This window comes from Pedobacter sp. WC2501, from assembly GCF_052682415.1.
Map to the genome: position 1 here is coordinate 1,458,690 of NZ_JBQZFI010000001.1, position 20,123 is coordinate 1,478,812.

16 protein-coding genes are annotated in these 20,123 nt (G+C 39.0%); 6 read left to right on the plus strand and 10 right to left on the minus strand.

Going from position 1 to position 20,123, the window contains the following annotated elements:
* Positions 1–194 precede the first annotated feature (194 nt).
* Both ACUN24_RS06270 and ACUN24_RS06275 read left to right on the plus strand, forming a co-directional pair.
* Positions 195–848: a TonB family protein gene (locus ACUN24_RS06270; protein ID WP_445561729.1), complete on the plus strand. Its 654-nt coding sequence runs from the start codon at positions 195–197 to the stop codon at positions 846–848.
* Positions 849–1,238: a hypothetical protein gene (locus ACUN24_RS06275; protein WP_445561730.1), complete on the plus strand. Its 390-nt coding sequence runs from the start codon at positions 849–851 to the stop codon at positions 1,236–1,238. It abuts the gene before it with no gap.
* On the opposite strand, the gene ACUN24_RS06280 is transcribed toward ACUN24_RS06275, so the two are convergent.
* Entirely contained in the window at positions 1,227–2,099 is an 873-nt protein-coding gene (locus tag ACUN24_RS06280) for a diacylglycerol/lipid kinase family protein (RefSeq protein WP_445561731.1), read from the minus strand. The two genes, ACUN24_RS06275 and ACUN24_RS06280, sit on opposite strands and share 12 nt — an antisense overlap.
* 60 nt (positions 2,100–2,159) lie before the next feature.
* Here ACUN24_RS06280 and ACUN24_RS06285 point away from each other — a divergent pair, with 60 nt between their 5' ends.
* Positions 2,160–3,134, plus strand: coding sequence for an App1 family protein (locus ACUN24_RS06285; RefSeq protein WP_445561732.1), 975 nt, complete (start codon positions 2,160–2,162; stop codon positions 3,132–3,134).
* Positions 3,135–3,425: 291 nt separating this feature from the next.
* Here the strand turns inward: ACUN24_RS06285 and ACUN24_RS06290 are convergent, their stop codons facing one another.
* A complete protein-coding gene (locus tag ACUN24_RS06290) occupies positions 3,426–3,794 on the minus strand; it encodes a YccF domain-containing protein (RefSeq protein ID WP_445561733.1) in 369 nt (122 codons plus the stop codon).
* Between the two features lie 106 nt (positions 3,795–3,900).
* Between ACUN24_RS06290 and ACUN24_RS06295 the strand changes: the two genes are divergently transcribed.
* On the plus strand, positions 3,901–4,254 hold the full coding sequence (locus ACUN24_RS06295) for a hypothetical protein (protein WP_445561734.1): 354 nt from the start codon (positions 3,901–3,903) through the stop codon (positions 4,252–4,254).
* A 60-nt stretch (positions 4,255–4,314) separates the two neighbouring features.
* Here the strand turns inward: ACUN24_RS06295 and ACUN24_RS06300 are convergent, their stop codons facing one another.
* On the minus strand, positions 4,315–5,514 hold the full coding sequence (locus ACUN24_RS06300) for a DUF1501 domain-containing protein (RefSeq protein ID WP_445561735.1): 1,200 nt from the start codon (positions 5,512–5,514) through the stop codon (positions 4,315–4,317).
* 190 nt (positions 5,515–5,704) lie between these two features.
* Positions 5,705–7,147 carry a DUF1800 domain-containing protein gene (locus ACUN24_RS06305; protein WP_445561736.1) on the minus strand — a complete coding sequence of 481 codons (1,443 nt, stop codon included), beginning with the start codon at positions 7,145–7,147 and terminating at the stop codon, positions 5,705–5,707.
* A 73-nt stretch (positions 7,148–7,220) separates the two neighbouring features.
* Here ACUN24_RS06305 and aat point away from each other — a divergent pair, with 73 nt between their 5' ends.
* Positions 7,221–7,853, plus strand: coding sequence for a leucyl/phenylalanyl-tRNA--protein transferase (gene aat / locus ACUN24_RS06310; RefSeq protein ID WP_445561737.1), 633 nt, complete (start codon positions 7,221–7,223; stop codon positions 7,851–7,853).
* 162 nt (positions 7,854–8,015) lie between these two features.
* Here aat and ACUN24_RS06315 read toward each other — a convergent pair whose 3' ends face one another.
* The 4 genes from ACUN24_RS06315 to ACUN24_RS06330 form a co-directional block, all read right to left on the minus strand.
* Positions 8,016–8,618, minus strand: coding sequence for a TMEM175 family protein (locus tag ACUN24_RS06315; RefSeq protein ID WP_445561738.1), 603 nt, complete (start codon positions 8,616–8,618; stop codon positions 8,016–8,018).
* A gap of 234 nt (positions 8,619–8,852) precedes the next feature.
* On the minus strand, positions 8,853–9,635 hold the full coding sequence (locus ACUN24_RS06320; protein ID WP_315417895.1) for a DUF1080 domain-containing protein: 783 nt from the start codon (positions 9,633–9,635) through the stop codon (positions 8,853–8,855).
* 65 nt (positions 9,636–9,700) lie between these two features.
* On the minus strand, positions 9,701–10,018 hold the full coding sequence (locus ACUN24_RS06325) for a YgaP family membrane protein (protein WP_445561739.1): 318 nt from the start codon (positions 10,016–10,018) through the stop codon (positions 9,701–9,703).
* Positions 10,019–10,481: 463 nt separating this feature from the next.
* On the minus strand, positions 10,482–13,373 hold the full coding sequence (locus ACUN24_RS06330) for a DEAD/DEAH box helicase (RefSeq protein WP_445561740.1): 2,892 nt from the start codon (positions 13,371–13,373) through the stop codon (positions 10,482–10,484).
* A gap of 297 nt (positions 13,374–13,670) precedes the next feature.
* On the opposite strand from ACUN24_RS06330, the gene ACUN24_RS06335 reads away from it, so the two are divergent.
* A complete protein-coding gene (locus ACUN24_RS06335) occupies positions 13,671–14,681 on the plus strand; it encodes a PorP/SprF family type IX secretion system membrane protein (protein WP_445561741.1) in 1,011 nt (336 codons plus the stop codon).
* Here the strand turns inward: ACUN24_RS06335 and ACUN24_RS06340 are convergent.
* Together ACUN24_RS06340 and ACUN24_RS06345 are read right to left on the minus strand one after the other, a co-directional pair.
* The gene (locus tag ACUN24_RS06340; RefSeq protein WP_445561742.1) at positions 14,678–18,211 is read right to left on the minus strand and encodes a T9SS type B sorting domain-containing protein; all 3,534 of its coding nucleotides are present in this window, start codon (positions 18,209–18,211) and stop codon (positions 14,678–14,680) included. The two genes, ACUN24_RS06335 and ACUN24_RS06340, sit on opposite strands and share 4 nt — an antisense overlap.
* 506 nt (positions 18,212–18,717) lie before the next feature.
* Positions 18,718–20,118: an efflux transporter outer membrane subunit gene (locus ACUN24_RS06345; protein WP_445561743.1), complete on the minus strand. Its 1,401-nt coding sequence runs from the start codon at positions 20,116–20,118 to the stop codon at positions 18,718–18,720.
* Positions 20,119–20,123 lie beyond the last annotated feature (5 nt).

Genomic DNA, 20,123 nt, shown 5'->3' on the forward strand with positions numbered 1-20,123 from the left:
CCACCGAGTACTAAGCTAAAAAGTACAGAGGATATCGAACGGTTCTTAGTCTAGTGTCGTCACCCTGAATTTATTTCAGGGTCTTATAGCAGAAAGATGCTGAAATAAATTCAGCATGACGGCAGGGTTTAGTTTCGTGGCGAAAAACTTTGTATTCTCTCAGGTGTTAACCTAATAAACCGTAAATTAGTACAATGAAACACCTGTTCACCATTTGTTTACTTTTCTGCTGCTCATTGGCCATGGCTCAGGTTCAGTTTAAATCTGGTAAAAGTGGTTTTACAAATTTCTTAAGGGAGAATACTATTTATCCCCAGTTTTCTAAAGATAATTGCATTCAGGGAACGGTAAACGTGAGCTTTAAGCTTAATGCACAAGGCAAGGTTTATTTCTCAAAAGTGAGCAAAGGAATACTGTCTGACCTGGATGAGGAAGCGTTGCGATTAGTGCGTTTAAGCAGCGGTAAATGGCAGGTTCCGGTGGGTTACGATACTACGGTTTCGATTATAGCACCCGTAAATTTTGTGCTATCGGGTTATAATTGTGAAGGGAAATCAAGCGAAGCCATTCAGGAAGCAATCCGTACTTATCTGGCTGAAGAAGGTTTAACGAATTCGGTAATTAATTTCTATAAAAACATCGATCAGGCAAAACCTGGGCAGGAAGCTCAGATTATTGCCATTAAAAACCAGCTGGGCATTGATGATGAGTATCTGAGCGACCGAATAGAAATGGCGCTAAAGAAAATCAAACAAGGCGACAATCAAGGCGCCTGTGAGGATTTTTTATTTGTTAAATATATGGGGAGTAAAATGGCTGATGATTATTTAGCAAAGTATTGTAAGTAAATGAAAAACGCCAGCAGATTTTTTGCCTTATTGGATATGATCAGTATCCTGTTGCTTGCTAAACAGTTTTGGCAGATTTTAACACACCTGAACGAAATCCCTGATCAGATCCTTTCGCAGGCCAAAGTTATTTTACTGTTGCCTTTGTTTGTATCGCTTTTTGTATCGGCAGCAGGTTTAATCTTATTTAAGAAATTCGGTTTTATTACCTATTATATTCAGTTTCCATTCCGTTTAGTGGTATGGATATTTTCTATTGGCTTTATTACTTATTTACCAGAAGTTTTAAATCTTGGTGAACGGTGGTTCGATATTTTATTTCGGATCTGTTTAATTGCCGAATTCTTCAGATTGTATTTTACCATTAAAATTCATCGCTCATCTTTCTGATACACTAGGTAGGACCACCGTTATGGCAGCTGGAAGAATACTGGCTTTAACGGTATTTACACTACCAACATATTCACCATCAACCTGGAAGTGAGCTTTGTGCTTCGAAGAAATCTTGACTTCAGCAGTTTGAAATACTTCTATTTTTTTAGGGTTGAAAGGTAATTTGGTGATCCAAATTTTTAATATTTCGAGGTAGGAGTAATCCTTTACCAAAATCACTTCAAAAAGTTTATCATCTAATTTCCCGTCTGGGTTTATCTTTAATCCGGAGCCATACATGGTTGCGTTGGCAATGGCCACCATGGCTGCTTTAGAGGTAATGGTTTCGTTTTTAAGTTTCAGCTGGACTTCCATTCTGCTGTGGTTCCATAAGGCATGCCAGGTGGCTTTTGCATAACCCCACATGCCGCGCTCGGGCAGGGTATCAAATTTTTTTACCAGGTAGGCATTAAAACCTAAATCTGACAAATGAATGCAGATTTCATCGTTAAGTTTAACCACATGGATTTTTTGCAAACGGCCTTCATCCAAAATGGCTAAAGCCAGTTCAATATCAGTTGGTATACCTAATTCTTTCGCCATCCCATTAGCAGAACCGGCAGGGATAATACCAATGGGCGTTTCGGTATGCAACAGACATTCAGCTACCAGTTTTAAGGTGCCGTCGCCGCCAACTGCTACCACACGATCTGCTTTTGAACTTTTAATCCGCTCCTTTATCTTTTCTAAAGAGCAGTCTTTTGGTAGTTCAAAAAGATCAATTTCTGTATTTTTTGATTCGAAATAGGTAGAAATTACTTCCTTCAAGTTAATGTCATGACTGCCTGAGCCTGGGTTGATGATGAATAATAATTTCATGTGTTACCTAATGGTTTATACATCAACAAACAACTTTTGGTAAACTCTGTTTTAATACAGATGAATAAATCTGTTAGTGTTAAAGTATATCACGGCTACGGCCACACGCATAACCTGGTTGTTTATGGTCATGTTTTTAAACACAAGGCGAAAACAAAGCAGGTTTATAGCAATAATTTGTTTATTAATATTGTACATCTTTTAAAGCTCTTTATCCTAAAACCTTATGCTTTTGTTGAGGTGCGTTTGCAATTTTTTGATCAGATTGTTTACAATAAAACCGAAGGAGATGGCTTTTTTAAGTTCGAATGGAAAGCCAAGCACGATGTGCCTGCCGGCTGGCATTTTGTAAAAGTAGAAGCTGTTGATAAAGACGGAACAGTTTTAAGTGCTGGAGAAGGCAAGGTATATGTGCCGCACATTACGCAATATGCTTTTATTTCTGACGTGGATGATACCGTGATGATTTCTTATTCGGCAACTATTGGAAGAAGGCTGAGAGAGTTATTTATCAAAAATCCACATACGCGTAAAACCTTTCCGGATGCAGCCACTCACTATCAGCAATTGGCACTGTCGCATACCGATGCAAATCAGCCCAATCCTTTTTTTTATGTAAGCAGCAGCGAATGGAACCTCTATGATTATCTGGTTGAGACTTTCAGGTTTAATAAACTGCCAAATGGTGCTTTCCTTTTAAATACCTTAAAACGATGGAAAGATTTAGTCAGAACAGGTAAAACGGGTCATGAAGGTAAATTGTTGAGGGTAATGCGGATTTTAGATGCCTTTCCGAATCAGAAGTTTGTGTTTTTTGGTGATAACTCTCAGCAGGACCCAACAATTTATTCCAAAATTGTGGAGAAATATCCTAAAAATATCGAAGCAGTTTATATCCGTAATATACGTCCTGAAAAAGAATTAGAGACAAGACAATTGCTTAAAAAAGTGGAAGATAAAGGCGTGAGTGCGTGTTTATTTAATAATAGTGAGGAAGCGATTGAACATTCTAAATCCATAGGACTTATCCGGTAGTTTTGGAGCGCAATTGTTGTGATCTTCGGTAGCGGTAGTCCCGCTTTTCCTTCCTGCCCCGATGAAATATCGTGGGCATCCATCCAATCGGGGCTAAGCACAGTGTTTTTTGCCAAGGGGAACAGGCCAAAGTTCAATAAACCTGACAGGAGCGAACACCGAACGCAGAGAGGTAAAGCGGATGGCAGGACTTTCGGATCCGATAAACACAGAACCCTGCTTTTCAAAAAAAATACAAAAGTAATGTGACGAATAAGTCGTGTAAATGAAGGAACAATATAGATTTATTCATCAGGAAATCGATTTCCCGAACGGTGTAAAAGCTAAATTCATCAACTTAAAATGCTGGCGTCCGAATGGAATACCAACAATGGTAATGCAAAGCAGGATTCCAAAAAACAAATGGGTTAAGGCTATCCAAAAACCACCGCATAAAATCCAGATCAAGTTCATAATGGTAGACAGGCAGCCTGTGTTCGAAGATGTATCGGTTATTTTAACGCCAAAAGGAGCCAGGCCTACAATGGCAAATTTAAAACATTGGATACCAAAAGGAATACCTATAATGGTTAGGCAAAGGATTAAGCCTCCGATAATGTATTCGAAAAAAATAAAGATGCCGCCAAAAATAATCCAGATAATATTGCCTAAAAAGTTCATTATGTTTTTTAGTTTAAGATTTAATACTGAGAATTTTGTTACAGTTAGTTAATGTTTTATGCTTGTTTTCTTCGTAATTTAGAATCACACACAAATGAAACACAACATGAAAAAAATTATTCTTGCTGCGACATTCGTCGCTTGCTTTGGGCTGTCGCGTGCCAAAGCCCAAAATGTAAATGGAAAGAAGCTGACCGATATCCATGTAGATTATATCCAGGTCCGTGCAGAAAAAAGCCTGTTAACCAATAAACAATGGATTGTATTGGAATACGGCCAAAAAAAGGGAGATTATAGCGAGCTGTACATCCGTGATGATGATGGCAATAAACTCGAATTTAATTCTGCAATTGATTGTGTTAACAAAATGAAAAACTATGTGTATGAATTATTCAGCGTTTATACAGAGCAGATTGATAAAGATACTAACCGGCCAGTATACGTTTTGAGAAGGAAATAAATAAAAAAGAAGTCAAGTTTCATAGCCAGTGGGTTATTAAACTTGACTTCTTTGTAATAGCTATATAAAATCCAGTGTATTGAATTTTTTGTTCAGAATATCAGCGTTGTTTACATCGAGCCATTTATCTAAAATGGTACCATAAACCTGCCTAAAATCCAGTTGATATTTTAAATCGCCGGTATCGAGATCGCTTAAGTTTGGTGCGGCGTTAAAAATCCCTTTTTTCTTTAATTTTCCACCGAAAACAAACATATTATTTGCCGTTCCGTGGTCGGTACCGTTACTGGCGTTTTGTTCTACCCTGCGGCCAAATTCGGAGAAGGTAATCACCAAAGTATCCTCCAGTTTATTATTCGATTTCAGATCTTTTAAGAAAGCAGCCATGCCCTCACTATACTGTTTAAGCAAATTACCTTGTTGGCCAATCTGATTCACGTGTGTATCAAAACCGCTTAGCGATACATAATATACCCTGGTTTTTAATCCAGAAGAAATAAATTTAGAAACCGTTTTCAACTGGTTAGCAAAACCAGAAGTAGGGTAAGTAGATTTCGATTGATAAATTTTGGAGGTATTCTGTATATAACTGGCAGAGGATGAAGTTTCAATCATGGTTTTGTATAAATAACCTAAATTATCTTCATCTAAATGTTCCTTATCATTCTGCAACATGGCCTTAAAAAACGGGTCGTTCGTATTACGGAATAAGGCTGCTGGATCTTTTAATGCAATTCCTTTTTTGGTTTGCCCTTTCATGGCCAGAGAAAGTGAGTCGTCAACTTCTATAGCCGTATAAGGGAATTTGCAGGTTTGGCAATTGCTATCCAAATAACGGCCAATCCATCCGGTTGATAAAAATTGATTACTATCGCTACCGGTTTGCCAGATATCCATGGAGCGGAAATGCGAACGATCCGGATTGGGGTAGCCAACATCGTTAATGATCGTCATCCAGCCTTGATCGTAAATTTCCTGCAAGGCAGCCATGTTGGGATTTAAGCCCTGCATGTCGTTCAGTTTAATTACCTCCTCAGGTTTAATGGCAATACTATTCCTTTTTTGATAATAAATGTCGTTTCCAAAGGGAATAACTGTATTTAAACCGTCATTTCCACCAGAGAGCTGAACCACCACGAGGTTTTTGTAAAGGCTCAACTCATCAAGTGCCATGGCCTCAAGCGGTTTCATAAAAGCCGGAACGAATAGCGAACCTGCTGCAACAAATCCTGTATTTCTTAAAAAATTTCTTCTGTTCATCTTGTTAGTGTTTTTGTTCACTTGTTCATTCGTCAATGGTTCGTTGGTTGATGGTTCATAGTTTTATAGTTGATGGTCTGGGTGTTTAGCGAAACGGCTATGAACCATGAGCCATCAAACTATCAATCCTTTTTAACAGCTTAGATATTCAGCTTTTTGGCTATCAACCATGAACCATTAAACTATTCGTTTAGCACAACTGATACTCCGGCATGCTCGTAATCTCAACCGCAGTACTCCGCAGTCCTTTATTATCACTTACCATGGTCGTAATTTTATCGTTTAATTTCGGTTGCAGTAAAAACTCGGTAAGCGCTAATGGTGTTAATCCTTTTGGTAAAGTGTTTAAAAATTTAGGCCAGTTTGCATTTGCGTTTACATAAGATTTTGGTTTCATATTGGCATTTGCATTAGTGGTAGCCGTGCGGCTTAAAGCAATTACGGCTTCATCTTCAGGATCGGCTTTACCACTAAAATCGATTTCTCCATCATTTAACACAAGCGATGGAATCCGCATCCTTAACATTAATGATGAACTATCAATCCAGCTTTGTCCGCCAGGCCAGCCCGCAACATTAGGCGGGTTAAATAAATATTGCCCTAAACTGCTTTGGAGCTGTATTAAAACCTGTGGTTTGTTATAAGTAACATAAAACTCACGACTTAAACCCACTAAAAATTCAGCCGGTGATTTAATTTTTGTGCCTACATTTTCCGGGCTATAAAACCAATCGGAAGTAAACATTTTCTTCATCATTGCAGCAATGTCGTATTTCGAATTGTAAAAATGTGTGGCGAGTTCTTTAACATGTGCTTCATTTGGCTTATCGTTAACAAAGAATTGATACACTTTCCAGGCAATAAACTGTGCGGTTTCTGGTTTTTCGAGAATAATATCGATAATGTTTTCGCCTTCAAAATTTCCGATTTTTCCGAAAAAGGTTTTTGTACCGGTATCGTGCAGATTTTGCCTAAAAATAAATGAACCATCTTTATCATACATCCAGCCTGTAAATGAGCGGGCAGATTCTTTAATGTCCTGCTCGGTATAATTCCCCCTTCCTAAAGTGAAAAGCTCCATCAGTTCACGGGCAAAATTCTCATTTGGCTTACCCTTTTTATTCTGCTGGTTATTGAGGTATTGCAGCATCGCTGGCGACTTCGAAACCTCTACCAGCAAGGTTTTAAAGCTTCCCAGGGCATTTGCTCTCTGGATATTGTTTAGTTGTTGTGCAAAGAATGGATTATTGCTGCGGCAGGCAAAATGACCATGCCAAAAGAGCGTCATTTTTTCCCTTAAGGGGGCATCTGTATTAATCATCTTGGTAATGAAGGCAATATTCAGGTCGCGGCTCACTTCGTTTTGCTCGCGTATAATCTGCTGACGCATTTTCTTTTCATCATCCGTCAGGTCTTTTTTAGCATATAAACCTGCCTGTACCAAAAGCTGCCGTTTTGATTCAAAATCGTTTATTAAATTAATTGGATCATCTTTTTGTGAATCTTTAATCAAGTTATCGACCACTTTATCGAGATTTTTTTTGCTTAATTTTTGTAAGTCGGTATAAGAAATCCCGAAGCCGGCCCGGTTGTAAAGATGTTTTACTTTTAAGAAATTATCTTTCGCGCTCATAATGAACTGTTTTACAATATGACTTATTTAGAACGTCAGGGTTTAATCTTTGTTTTCTTTCTTATTTTTGTATATGTTTTTTCAGTTACTTGATGATCACCCAGGCTTTCCGGATCCGGCTTTGGCAGAAGAGGATGGTTTGCTGGCCATTGGGGGCGATTTAAGTACCGAGCGGTTGTTAATTGCCTATTCTAATGGTATATTTCCATGGTTTAGCGAAGGTGAACCTATCCTTTGGTATTCGCCACACGAGCGTTGCGTAATTTATCCTGATAAAATCAAAATCAGTAAAAGCATGAAGAAAATTTTAAAACAGGAGGTTTTCAAAATTACTTTTAACGAGGCTTTTGCCGAGGTAATCCGGAATTGTGCAACTACGGAAAGAAAGGAACAGGATGGTACCTGGATTACCAATGAAATGCAAGAAGCTTATATCAATCTCCATCAACAGGGTTACGCACATAGTGTAGAGGTTTGGTTGGAAGATAAGCTGGTAGGAGGCCTATATGGTTTGAAAGTTAACCGTGTATTTTGCGGCGAAAGTATGTTTAGCCATGTAAGTAACGCCTCAAAAGCTGCCCTTATTTTTTTAAGTAAAATGAATATTGATTTAATCGACTGCCAGTTGCCGAATGATCATTTGATGAGTTTAGGTGCTGAAATGATCGGCCGGGAGTTGTATATGGAAATGCTTCAGGCTCCTTGAAGCTGATGTAGGCTTTAAGTTTAATGTTTCTCTTACTGCCTGTGTTCAATAAACCCGGTAGTAGCGGTTCCGATTCTTCATCGGAAGTAGCGGATAACGGGGCTGCTGTTTCAGAAGGATTACTGAGCGCTCATTTTCAAATGAAAAGTAAAAAATGATATCTCACTTATTATCCTCAGTTAAACCCTGCTCGCGCATGGCGTTTTCAATTCTTCTGTCAGGAATAAACCAGATACAGGCAACCACGAAATAAAGCGCAACGCCGATCCAGGGGTTGATAAAACTTAATCCGATACCTGCAATATAAAATAGCAATGAGAATTTTCCTTTAGCATCATTACCGATGGCGTGTACCACCAAAGAGTGCTGACCTTCTGTTTTTTTAATTACAATTACTAATAAAGTATAAGAAATGGCTGCAAGAAGTAATGCAACACCATATAGAATAACAGGCCATAAGGCAAAGTGGTGTTCGCCCATCCAGCCGGCTGCAAATGGAAATAATGAAAGCCAGAAGAGGAAATTTAAGTTAGCCCAAAGCATTGATCCATTTACTTTTTTAACGGCATGTAATAAATGATGGTGATTATTCCAGTAAATGCCAACATAAATGAAACTTAGGATATAACTGATAAATTTAGGGATCAACGGTTTTAAGGTTGCTAAGGTTTCGCCATGTTCTGGCACTTTAATTTCCAAAACCATAATGGTAATGATAATTGCAATTACACCATCGCTAAATGCTTCTAATCTGCCTTTGTTCATAAAAATCCGACCTTAATATCTGTTTGCAATTATCCGTCAAATTATTTTATAAAACAAAACCTGCAAGCTTTTAGCCTGCAGGTTCATTATTGTTGTTTTGTTGAAATTATAATTCGCTATCGACCCGTTTGCAACGGGGATGTATGAGGTTCACATTTTTAATGTGACTATTATTTCTTTAAGCGATACAATCGCAATTCTCGTCGATCCTCGTTACAAACGAGGACCATCTAATTATAGTTCTCTCACCCAAATGTTCCTGTAGCTGATTGCAGGGCTTGGGTCTCCGTGATCCTGTAATTTGATTGAAGAGGGGCCATGCTTTTTATATTCAGGAGCACCGATGTACCTCGTTGCACCCTTTAACACAAATCCATTCTGTAAAAGTACGCCATTTAAAAATACGGTAACACTTGCTGGTTTTTGTACTGTTCCATCTTCGTTAAAACGTGGCGCGTTCCAAATGATATCATAATATTGCCATTCGCCTGGTTTTTTATTGGCGTTGGCTAAAGGAATTGCTTGTTTATAAATGCTACCTGTTTGTCCGTTCACATAGGTTTTGTTGTTATAAACATCTAAAATCTGAATTTCATAGCCATCATCACCACCGCCAGTTGAAGCTAAAAACACCCCGCTATTTCCACGTGCCTGACCTTCGCCAGAAATGTTTTCAGGGATTTTCCATTCCAGATGCAACTGGTAATCTGTAAACTTTTTATTGGTTTCGATATTTCCTGTTCCTTTTTTTACGGTGAAAAATCCGTCGTCAATTGTCCACGCAGCTGGTTTAGATGGATCTTTAACAGAATGCCATGCATCTAAATTTCTACCGCTGAAAAGAATGATCGCATCAGATGGTGCATCCTGGGGCAATTTACCTGGTGTAACAATTTTAGGAACCGGCTCCCAAACCTCCGTTGTTTTTGGATCATTGGCAGGGTCTGGTTTCTTATCTTGCGCCATAGCTTGTCCTGCAAAAAGTGCTGGAATAAATAATAGTGTGTACTTGTTCATGATTGTGGTTTAACTGTTTAAAGTTAACCAGTTTATTAAGAAATGGAAATTTAGTATTTAAAATTTTACCCTAAATCGTCAACAACGTAGGTTTCAGTGATAATTACTTCGTCAGGTGCAACATCTTCCCTGCGTTGTTCTGCTAAATCACGCATTGGGCAATAGCCTGTAATGCCACGGTATAATAGTCCTGCACCAATTGCAGCACCAGTTAATCCAATTACAGGATGTGAAAAAATGCTGGCAATGCCTTTAAAAAGTAAATATGTTCCTGCTGCGCCTGATAACCAACGTTCAGATTTTGAAACATTTTCGAATAATTCCGGGTATTTCCAGGCTTCTTTAACATTATTTACTGCAGTATTAAAATCTTGATTTGTCATGGTGGTTAAAATTATGTTCTATATTATAACAAGTTAGGAGGGAATGAGTTTTGAAAAGAAATTTAAATTGTAGAGGAACTATCAATGAGACTTCCTAAAATCCGGCGTCATTTCGACTGAAGCGAAGCGGAATGGAGAAATCTAATTAGTTATCTGTCATTCTGAATGCAATGAAAGATCTATAAACCTGAGTTCGATTAATAATGTGCTTTAATTTGGGTTCTTTGGCGCCTTACATGAACGGTCGTCACCCTGAACTTGTTTCAGGGTCTTTATAGCAAGGCGGTTTAACAGGAAAGATGCTGAAATAAATTCAGCATGACGAAACGGCTAGCCAATTCGTCTTAATAAAGTACATTAATTTTTAAACATTAATCGAACTCAGGTTATAAGCTATGAAATACAGGATCTGAACCTATTCAATAAAGATCCTTCATTGCATTCAGGATGACAATTCAGCTTGTTAATTCAATATATCCCTAATATCCTCTTTACTCAGCGATTTAAAGAAACTTTCCTCGGTGGTAATTAGAGAATTTGCCAACGATTTTTTGCGGTTCTGTAAAGCCAGGATTTTCTCTTCAACAGTATCTTTTGCGATGAATTTATAGATAAAGACCTTTTTATCCTGACCGATACGGTGCGTTCTGTCAATAGCTTGTTGTTCTACAGCAGGATTCCACCATGGATCCAGAATAAAAACATAATCGGCTTGTGTGAGGTTTAAACCTACACCACCGGCTTTTATCGAGATTAGGAAAACCTTTAAGTCGGTATTCTGCTGAAATTCAGAAACGATCTCGCCACGGTTACGGGTTGATCCATCCAAATAAGCAAATGGTATATGCTCTGCTTCAAAATGTTTTTTAAAGATATCCAGGTGTTTCACAAACTGAGAAAAAACCAAAACTTTGTGTCCACCCTTAAGCACATTATCTAGTGTATGGATTACATTTTCAAATTTGCCCGAATCGGAGATGTACTCCCCATCAATCATAACAGGGTGGTTGGCCAGCTGGCGTAAAGCGGTTAAGCCCTGTAAAAGCTGCACCTGTTTTTTTGCAAAAGTTCCATCATCCATACTCTGCAATAGATCGTTACGGTAGGCCGATTTGGTTTTTTCGTAATAAGCGGCCTGGTCCTCACTCATATCGCAATAAATTACCTGTTCCGTTTTAGGCGGTAACTCTGCAGCCACTTGTTCTTTCGTTCTGCGGAGTACAAAAGGTTTGATGATCGATTGCAGTTTTCGCGCTTTTTCTTCGTCCTTTTTCTTTTCTATCGCCTGCACATATTCTTCGTAGAAAAATGCCTGGGTGCCTAATAAACCTGGATTTAAAAAAGTTAACTGCGACCATAAATCGCTTACTGAATTTTCTACTGGTGTACCACTCAAAATCAGTCTGTGTTTCGATTTTAAGCTCCTAACGGCTTTGAATGATTTGGATGCCGGGTTTTTAATGTTCTGACTTTCGTCGAGAATAATATAATTAAAATAGAAATTTTTAAGTTCATCTACATCAACCCTAGTTACGCCGTAAGTAGTGATAATGATATCGTAATTGGCAAAATTAGCGACATCTTTATTGCGGTTTGTGCCTGTATGGGCTAATATTTTAAGCTTTGGTGTAAACTTTTTTGCCTCTGTTAACCAGTTATAAATTAAAGAAGTGGGCATAATGATCAGGGAGGTGGTTTGTGTGTCCAGCAGCTGATCGTCTTCTTTAACTTTTTGCAGCATGGCCAAGGTTTGGATGGTTTTACCCAAACCCATATCATCAGCTAAACAGCCGCCAAAATTATACTCGCGTAAAAAGCTGAACCAGTTATAGCCTGCCTTTTGGTAATCACGCAAAGTACCTTTAAAGTGAACGGGCATCTGCGTATCCGCTATATCTTCAAAATCCGAAAGACGCTGAAGTTTACGCTCAAGGGTAACATTCGCCAAACTATCTTCGGCCAGATCGTTGATTAAACCGATATGGTGTTTCTTTAATTTAAGGGTTTGTCCGGCTTCTGCCAAACTAAACAGGCTGCCGTATTGAGTAAACCATTTATCAGGGATAATGGCTACTTCTCCATCAGGTAGTAAAAACTCACGCTTTTTATGTAAAATATGCTGTTTTAACGATAGAAAAGGGATCTGATATTTGCCAAACCAAACCACGGCATGGATATCGAACCAATCATTTCCTTCTTTAACTTCAAGATCGATTTTGCTGGCACCTAATACAAATTTTTTCTGCCCGGTGGCCTGTTCAATTTCAAAACCCGATGCCTCTAAGATTTCGATATGTTCATTTACCCAATTTATTGCCCCATAACTTGGATTTTCATCCGCTGAAGCTACTTCAAGGTTACTGAATAATGAACTCGTTTTTTTAAGTCCTAAGGATAACAATAAATTAAACTGTTTTTTCTCCCATTCAGCCGAACGTTTGATGCGGTGGAAAATATAGTTGTCGGCCGTTTTTTCTAAACGCACGGTTACTTTATGTGCGTTTTCGACGGGGAAAGTATATTCGCCATATTTAAAGTACAACTGGATCTGCGAAAGACCGCCGTCTACATATAAAACCTTGATTACAGGTGTAGCCTCGAACTGTTCCGTCCTGATTTCGAAACCTTCTGCATACACATGGTGTTTCTCGATTAAAGGGGCAACAAATTTTTCGAAGTAGGTAGCTTCGGTTGTTTTCGGTATGGCAATAAAACGTTTATTTAAAAAGGGTTGTAGTTTTTTCCCTTCAATATCCTGATCAAAAAAGTATAATATATCGTTCAGCAATAACCAGGCAGGTTTGTTGCTGATGATCTGCGCTTCTTTAAACATAAACTCAATCCGCAGGTTCTGATACTTGATGGTTGGAAAATAACGTGTTTCAGTTTCATTCCTGCGGAAATGGAATAGGATGGATGCAGGTTCGCCGGCAAGTTCAATCTTACGTTCAACGGGCCAGCCATCTTTATCCATTACATAAAGTTCATTTTTAACCTTTAAGATTTCTAAAGCTTCGGCAAGTTTTTTTTCAATTTTTGGGCGAACATTTTCATAAAACTTATCGTCGAAAATTTTGGTAAAGAATTCAGTAGGCCTGATTAATTTTTTGTAATACTTTTTGATCAGCGAATCCTGCTCAATATCATCCAAAATTTTGATCAGCTTATAATCGATGTCGCTTAAGCACGCATTAAACTCTTCTGCTGTGTGGGTAAAAACCCGTTGGTAGGTAAAAGAAAAATCGCCCTGGGGATTAAGCTGAACTACGTGTGGTTCAATTAAATAGCCAAGGTACTCATGTTTACACAAAGAGTACACGACTTTACAGGCTTTAGAACTATCGACACGTAACATTGATGAATATAAAATTTTTGAAAGCTAAGCGCTTAAAAAACTTTAAACTTACAATATTTTGAGATTACATCAAAAGAACTGACCGTTTTTGGGGATAAAAAATATATGGATTTTTAACCTGCTATGAAAAACCAACAGGGATGCAGTAGTTTAATTGATGAATATTAATTGAGTTGCTGAAATATTTGGCTTTGCATGCAAATATTAATACTTTATAATTGCCAACAACTTATTATCTTAGCCTTTAGATTGATAGACTTTTTATTATCAGTCGATTAACGCATCATCCCAGCTTAAATGAAGTTTTTTTACACGTTCTCTGTGTTCATTTGTCTGTTTTTTTTCAGCTATGGACAGGAAATTCCACGGAGTACCCAATATATTTTTAATAATATCCTGTTGAACCCTGCATTATCAGGGATTGACAACTATACCGATTTAAAAATTGGATTGCGAAAACAATGGAGCGGTTTGGAGGGCTCGCCAAGTACGCAATACCTTTCTTTGAGTACGGCCATAGGAGAAGATTTTGTGCGTAGCAATGTAAACTCATTTGCGGGCAATGGCGAAAACCCGATGAGCAGGAGTTTTGTAAACAATTATATGGCAGCTGAGCCGCACCATGGCATTGGACTTGTAGCAATGACGGATAAAGCGGGTTTGATCAGGCAGACCAACGTAGGCGTAACTTATGCTTATCACCTTGGGCTTACCAACGAAATCAATTTATCGCTGGGTTTATCTGCAGGGTTTAAATCGATTAATGTTGATGTAGGTGGAATTGTAGCTGATGAATCGGGCGACCCATTGTTTTCTGCAGATTACAACAATAAAATCAGACCGGATGTTGGTGCTGGTGTTTGGTTGTATAGTCCCAGGTTTTTTGCAGGTGTTTCGGCGAAACAGCTTATTGGTAATAAAAGCAGCGTTGTAGGTAATAAAATCAAAATTGATGCTTATCAGGCAGCTACTTTTTATGGTACTGCTGGTTACAAAATATTTTTGGATGAAGATATTGCCATGATTCCATCGGCATTGATTACCTATTGGGCCAATGCTCCTGCTGCCTTTGATGCGAACCTGAAATTTGCCTACAAGGATAAGTTCTGGATAGGTACCAGTTTCAGGAACAATGATTCTTTTTCGCTTTTGGCAGGGTTTAATATCGCCTCGTTGGTAAACCTGAGTTATTCGTATGATGTAAATACATCAGGTTTACGCTCGGTAAATAACGGCACCCACGAAATTGTATTGGGTATTTTATTAAACAACCGTTATCAGGTAGCCTGTCCAAGCAGGCAGTTTTAACGTAAAAGTGTAATACTGCCGCCAAGTGGCTTACATTCGGCTCGTAAATCGATTACATAATAGTAAACACCTGCAGGTAATTCTTTATCTCTGAAACGGCCATCAAATGGTTTGTTGTAATTGCCGATGGATTCGTACACCAATTGCCCGCCGCGGGTATAAACTTTGATGTTGGTGCCTTTAAAATCTGGTAATCCGCGTACCTGCCAAACGTCGTTCATACCATCGCCATTTGGCGTCATGGTGTTGGTGATTTCCAGGTTATCGTGTGTTACTTCTACGTGTATTTTGGTAAACTCGCTGGTACAAGATCCAAGTTTTCTCCGTGCATAATAATCGGCTGTTTTTGCCACTTTAAATTTAAATACACCAATGGTGCTTTCTAAAAATGGCTTGGTATCATCAGGTTTTTCGAATAACTGATAAGTGCCTTCTTCAGGGGCAATTACGGGTAGCACAATATCCGAAACATAACAAACACGGAGATCATTAATAACAGGAGCGAGGATTTTAAACGGCTCATCAACAATGGTAAACGGCTCGCTGATGGCGTAACCGCAGGCTGTTTTGTCTTTAACTTCTAAACGATAGGTACCTGCGCCAATTTTGGTTAAATCCTGAGTAAACTGAACGGCTTCACCACTCTCGTTTAACCATTTAAAAGTATAACCTGGTACACCGCCAATTACTTCAACTCCGGTAACCGAACCTCTTTGCAATGTGCAGCCATCTTTAACCGTTATTCCGGTTTTAGGTACAATGGTAAGCAGCGGAGTTACCTCTATGGTGTAAGGCCCCATAATAACCGGGCTACAGTTATTAATATCGTAGGCATACATCGTGTAAGTGCCACCAGGTAAGTTTTTAAGGGAAATAGAAGTGGTTGTTTTGGTACTTAAAACAATGTTGCCTGCCTGATCTTTCCATTCATATCGGTAAGGAAGGGCTGAGCTAAAATCCAGATCAATGGTTCCATTAATTAATCCACAGGTTGTTGGTGATTCGCGATGAGAAAAGTTATAAACCGGAAGTGGTGTTGCGGTTACTACAAAATCTCTTGGAACCCGTGGACAGGTTGACTTGCTGTTGCTTGCCCAAAGCCTGTAAGAACCAGCTTTTAGGTTTTCAATTAATAAAGAAGTTCCTGCGGAGTAAGTTCCTTTTTTAATGGTAATCCCATCGGGTCCAATCCATTCGTAACCATCAGCATCAGTCAGTGTAATTCCACCTATGGAGCCATTGCTGCTTTCACAAGTTTCATTTTTTCTGATCGAAGCATCGCTGATCTGTATGGTATTATCGGTAATGATAAAATAAGAAGCAGAAGTAGATCCACATTCTCCCTGATCGGTTACTACAATGGTATAATTACCACCTTCAACATTTTCTAGGTCGGCGGTGGTCGCAATTACATCACCTAAAGCGCCGGTAAGAAGATCTGGTTTATACCACTTATAAGTAATTGTCCCTGTGAAATCGGTAAATTTCAAATCCTTTATTGCACCATTTTGGCTGCCACAAGTTGCGTGTTTAGGTGACGTAGTACTGGTGATGATAATTTTTGGTTTTCTTTTAACCGTAATCGGATCTGAATCCAGCGAGCAGTTTGCTTCATCCGATACTTTTACGAGGTAAGTACCTTCTGGCAAACTAGCTGGGTTGCTTCTGCTTACCACAGCATTTGTTGCGGTATTTATCCATTCATATTTTAAGACACCTTTTCCCCTTAAAACTTCTGCAGTAAACGTAAAAGAGGTTTGCCCACATATTGGAAAAATTGGCTGGATATTGGGTTTGGTTAATTTTTGATCTTTAATGATAAACACAGAAGGAAACGCTTTACAGCCATCGTCAACAGTTACTTCATAAGTGCCAACCTCTAAATTAGTGATACTTTGTGTATTTCCTTTAGGTACGCGGCTACCATCTGTTTCTATCTTTACCCAGGTAAAAGTAAAACCTTCACGTGGCTCTGGGATAGTGATTGATCCATTGGCATTACAGGTTACAGGTTCTACTATGGCTTCATTTGCTAAAAGCTCGGCGGTAGAAAAAGGAGAAGTAGTGGCATTTAACAAACTGGCAGTTGCGGTAACCATTCCGGTAAGGGTTCCGTTATATTCCCAACGGCCGTCACTGCCTGTTTGTACCGTGGCAATATAGGTTTTACCCTCGCAGATACCCTGACAGTTTACAGTATAAAACAGTTCTACTTCTGAGTTGGGTGTAGCCCTGCCAGAAACGTAGTCATTCCTTTTTTTAAGGATCTGGATATAAGGCTGAAGAATAGTTAAGGTTTTTCCAATTCCAAATGTCCTGTTACAAAAGAAACTATTCCTTGTAATTTTTACCGGTTTTGAAGATACGGTTTCGACCCCGAAGCTGTTATTGGCAATTAAGTTCACTTCTGCTGGAGTTGCACCACCGATGGTTCCACCTGCACCTGCTTCTATTTTAACACCGATGCCGTTGCCCATTACCACAGTTCCGGCAGCATCTGTTCCGATTGCGTTGCCCGTTAGAATAAAATCTGAATTGGTGATTGAAACTCCTGTAGTTCTGTTCCCTCCGATAATATTGTTGCGCACATAAAGTGCCGTATTGATGGCATTAACTTTTAAACCTGCAATTTCTAAAGCGGAGGATGAAAGAAATATCGGTAATTCATGGAAGTCTTTTTTACCAGTATAATCAACCCCGATTTTATTATTGATCACGTTGATATCAAACCTTGCGTTAGTGGAGTATGAAGATCGGGTAATATCTAAATTAATGCGGTTTGCAGCAATTACATTGCCTTCGCCAGTATTATCGCCACCAACATCTAATGCGCTGTCGTATAAGTTGGCTGAAATACCAAAAACATTGGTGTTTGGGGTAATCCCATCATATATTACCCCGATTAAGTTCGATTGGATCTTAATTTTGGTGGCAGTGATTGTGGTAAAATAATAGCTGTTCTGAACAATAACACCATTAATATTGCCTCCAATAACATTCCCTTTCCCTGGAGCACCTATAGTAATATTATTTGCACGATAATCGATTACAATTCCCGAGCCTTGAGCCATATTTACATTTTGTAAATTATTGATGGCAGCAAAATTCCTAATGTACAAACCATAAACTTCAACTCCTGTAGTTTGAATTTGCGTGGTTGACGACTGGCCGATTACCAATCCTGAAAATGTAGAATTAGGATATTCTGGTTCCAATATTACTTTTGCTCCAGAAACACCAAGCGCTGGCCATGCTGCCTGCGAAGTGCCATCAATTATTACATTTGAAGAAACCACTGGTAATGCCGAACGTAGTCTGATGGTACGATTGGCATTGTCGCTAGGCGTGCCTGGCAAATTGAAGTTAATGGTAAAAGTAGTGATTCTATTGGCTATAGCCGCTTGTGTTAATCCCTCCCTTAATGTTCCAGGGCCGCTATCGGCATTGCTGGTAACTACATAAGTTTGAGCGTAGACATTATTAAAGAAAAATAAGCCCACAAATAGGGCCAGCAGTTTTGAGAGACGCATAAAATTGTTTGGTACAGCCAAAATACAAATAAAAGTTTAGTGGCTAGGGTTTTAATGAAACAAACGTACATTATTTTTCTGAAAATGAGTTGTCTTGATTTTTTACCACCGAGCTCACCGAGGGAGGCACAGCGAAAATAGAGTTGGGAATTCTATCGTATTGATCTGGTTTTAAAGAACCTTTGTTACGCTAAAATAGGTAGATTCTCCAGTAGGGCGGCCGTCATTCTCGCGCAGGCGGGAATCTTAAAGCGCTTGCATTACGATTCCCAATCAATTTGGGAATGACGATTCCTCGCAGCCTATAGTTCTCTAAAAAATCTGTCACTCATATTTATTTTAAACAATTAATTAACCCTCAGGATGACAAACTAAAAATCCTCCATGTATCCCTGCCTCCTTGGTAAAAAGCAACGCAATGACCTGTGGAGACACAAGCTACGGAATGGAATGAAAAAAGGCATCCTGAAATTCAGAATGCCTTAAATGTGCTTGTTAATTTATGTTTATTTCCAGCCACCGCCTAATGCACGGTAAAGGTTAACAACCGACTGTAGTTTTTGCAATCGATCATTAATCCCACTTAATTGAGCCGTTAACAAACTTTGTTCTGAAGTTAACACATCAGTATAGTTTGTTGCTGAGCTATAGCGCAATAATTCTTTGGTAAAATCTACTGCTTTGGTTAATGAGGCGATTTGTTTTGCCCTTGTTTCCTCTTTTTCTGCAGCGGTTTGATAAGCATACAATGCATTTGATACTTCCTGCCCACCGGTTAACAGCGTTTGTTGAAAGTTATAAAAAGCAATCTGTTGATTAGCTTCAGCTGTTTTTAGGCGGGCTTTGTTTGCTCCTCTTGCAAAAATTGGCTGCGTTAAACCACCTACTAAATTATAGAAGATAGATTTGCTGAAGAAATCCTGTAATTGTAAGCTTGATAATCCGCCTGCTGCGGTAATGGTTAAAGCAGGGTAGAAGTAAGCTTTAGCTACATTGGTATTTTCAAAAGCCGATCTGAAACCAAATTCAGCAGCAATCACATCCGGACGGTTTTTTAGCAATTGTGCAGAAACCCCGGTTTGTAAATTCGCATAAGGGGTTTGTTGATCCAAAGTGGTGCGGTTAATCATGTTTGGCGCTTTGGCAACCAAAACACTTAGTGCATTTTCAGCCTCTTTGATGCTTCTTTTTAAATCAGGTACGGTTACCTGGGCTGCATATAAATTGGCCTCACTTTGTACAACTGCAGCACCATTTACTACAGCCCCTTGTTTTAATTCCCTCATGGTTTCCACGTCCTGCATTCTAACCTTAATGGTTTGCTCCGTAATGGCCAATTGTTTGTCGAGTGCCAATAAAGTATAATAATTGTTGGCAATAGTGGCAATTAATTGCGTTTGGACAGCTCTTTTTGCAGCATCACTTTGTAATAAAGTTGCATATGCACCACGTTTTGCACTTGTTAGTTTCCCCCAAATATCGGCTTCCCAACTGGTGCTCAGCTGTGCTTTATAAGTTTGGGTTTCTAAATTAATGTTAATCCCTGCCGGAAAATTCTGTGCAGCGGCAGATGCCTTATTATCCGTTACGTTTACATCGGCCTGTAAGCTTGGTAACAATGCTCCACGGCTTTGCATTAGTGTTGCTTCGGCAATTTTAATCCGCTCAATGGCCTGTTTCAGGTCTAAATTTTCATTTATCCCTTGTTGGATCAGCGATTGTAAAGTAGTATCCGAAAATAATGTTTTCCACTGCAGATCTGCCATCGTAGTGGTATCTGTCGTGCTATTATCCCGGTATAAACCTTCGCTTGTTACTTGGGGGCGTTCGTATTTTTTAGTTACGCAGGCACTCAGGGTAACAATGGCTAAACCTATTAAAATGGAATGCTTATATTTAAAATTCATTTTCT

Coding starts and splice junctions, on each gene's coding strand:
- ACUN24_RS06270 (WP_445561729.1), top strand. CDS start 195: ATGAAACACCTGTTCACCATTTGTTTACTTTTCTGCTGCTCATTGGCC.
- ACUN24_RS06275 (WP_445561730.1), top strand. CDS start 849: ATGAAAAACGCCAGCAGATTTTTTGCCTTATTGGATATGATCAGTATC.
- ACUN24_RS06280 (WP_445561731.1), bottom strand. CDS start 2,099: ATGAAATTATTATTCATCATCAACCCAGGCTCAGGCAGTCATGACATT.
- ACUN24_RS06285 (WP_445561732.1), top strand. CDS start 2,160: ATGAATAAATCTGTTAGTGTTAAAGTATATCACGGCTACGGCCACACG.
- ACUN24_RS06290 (WP_445561733.1), bottom strand. CDS start 3,794: ATGAACTTTTTAGGCAATATTATCTGGATTATTTTTGGCGGCATCTTT.
- ACUN24_RS06295 (WP_445561734.1), top strand. CDS start 3,901: ATGAAAAAAATTATTCTTGCTGCGACATTCGTCGCTTGCTTTGGGCTG.
- ACUN24_RS06300 (WP_445561735.1), bottom strand. CDS start 5,514: ATGAACAGAAGAAATTTTTTAAGAAATACAGGATTTGTTGCAGCAGGT.
- ACUN24_RS06305 (WP_445561736.1), bottom strand. CDS start 7,147: ATGAGCGCGAAAGATAATTTCTTAAAAGTAAAACATCTTTACAACCGG.
- aat (WP_445561737.1), top strand. CDS start 7,221: ATGTTTTTTCAGTTACTTGATGATCACCCAGGCTTTCCGGATCCGGCT.
- ACUN24_RS06315 (WP_445561738.1), bottom strand. CDS start 8,618: ATGAACAAAGGCAGATTAGAAGCATTTAGCGATGGTGTAATTGCAATT.
- ACUN24_RS06320 (WP_315417895.1), bottom strand. CDS start 9,635: ATGAACAAGTACACACTATTATTTATTCCAGCACTTTTTGCAGGACAA.
- ACUN24_RS06325 (WP_445561739.1), bottom strand. CDS start 10,018: ATGACAAATCAAGATTTTAATACTGCAGTAAATAATGTTAAAGAAGCC.
- ACUN24_RS06330 (WP_445561740.1), bottom strand. CDS start 13,373: ATGTTACGTGTCGATAGTTCTAAAGCCTGTAAAGTCGTGTACTCTTTG.
- ACUN24_RS06335 (WP_445561741.1), top strand. CDS start 13,671: ATGAAGTTTTTTTACACGTTCTCTGTGTTCATTTGTCTGTTTTTTTTC.
- ACUN24_RS06340 (WP_445561742.1), bottom strand. CDS start 18,211: ATGCGTCTCTCAAAACTGCTGGCCCTATTTGTGGGCTTATTTTTCTTT.
- ACUN24_RS06345 (WP_445561743.1), bottom strand. CDS start 20,118: ATGAATTTTAAATATAAGCATTCCATTTTAATAGGTTTAGCCATTGTT.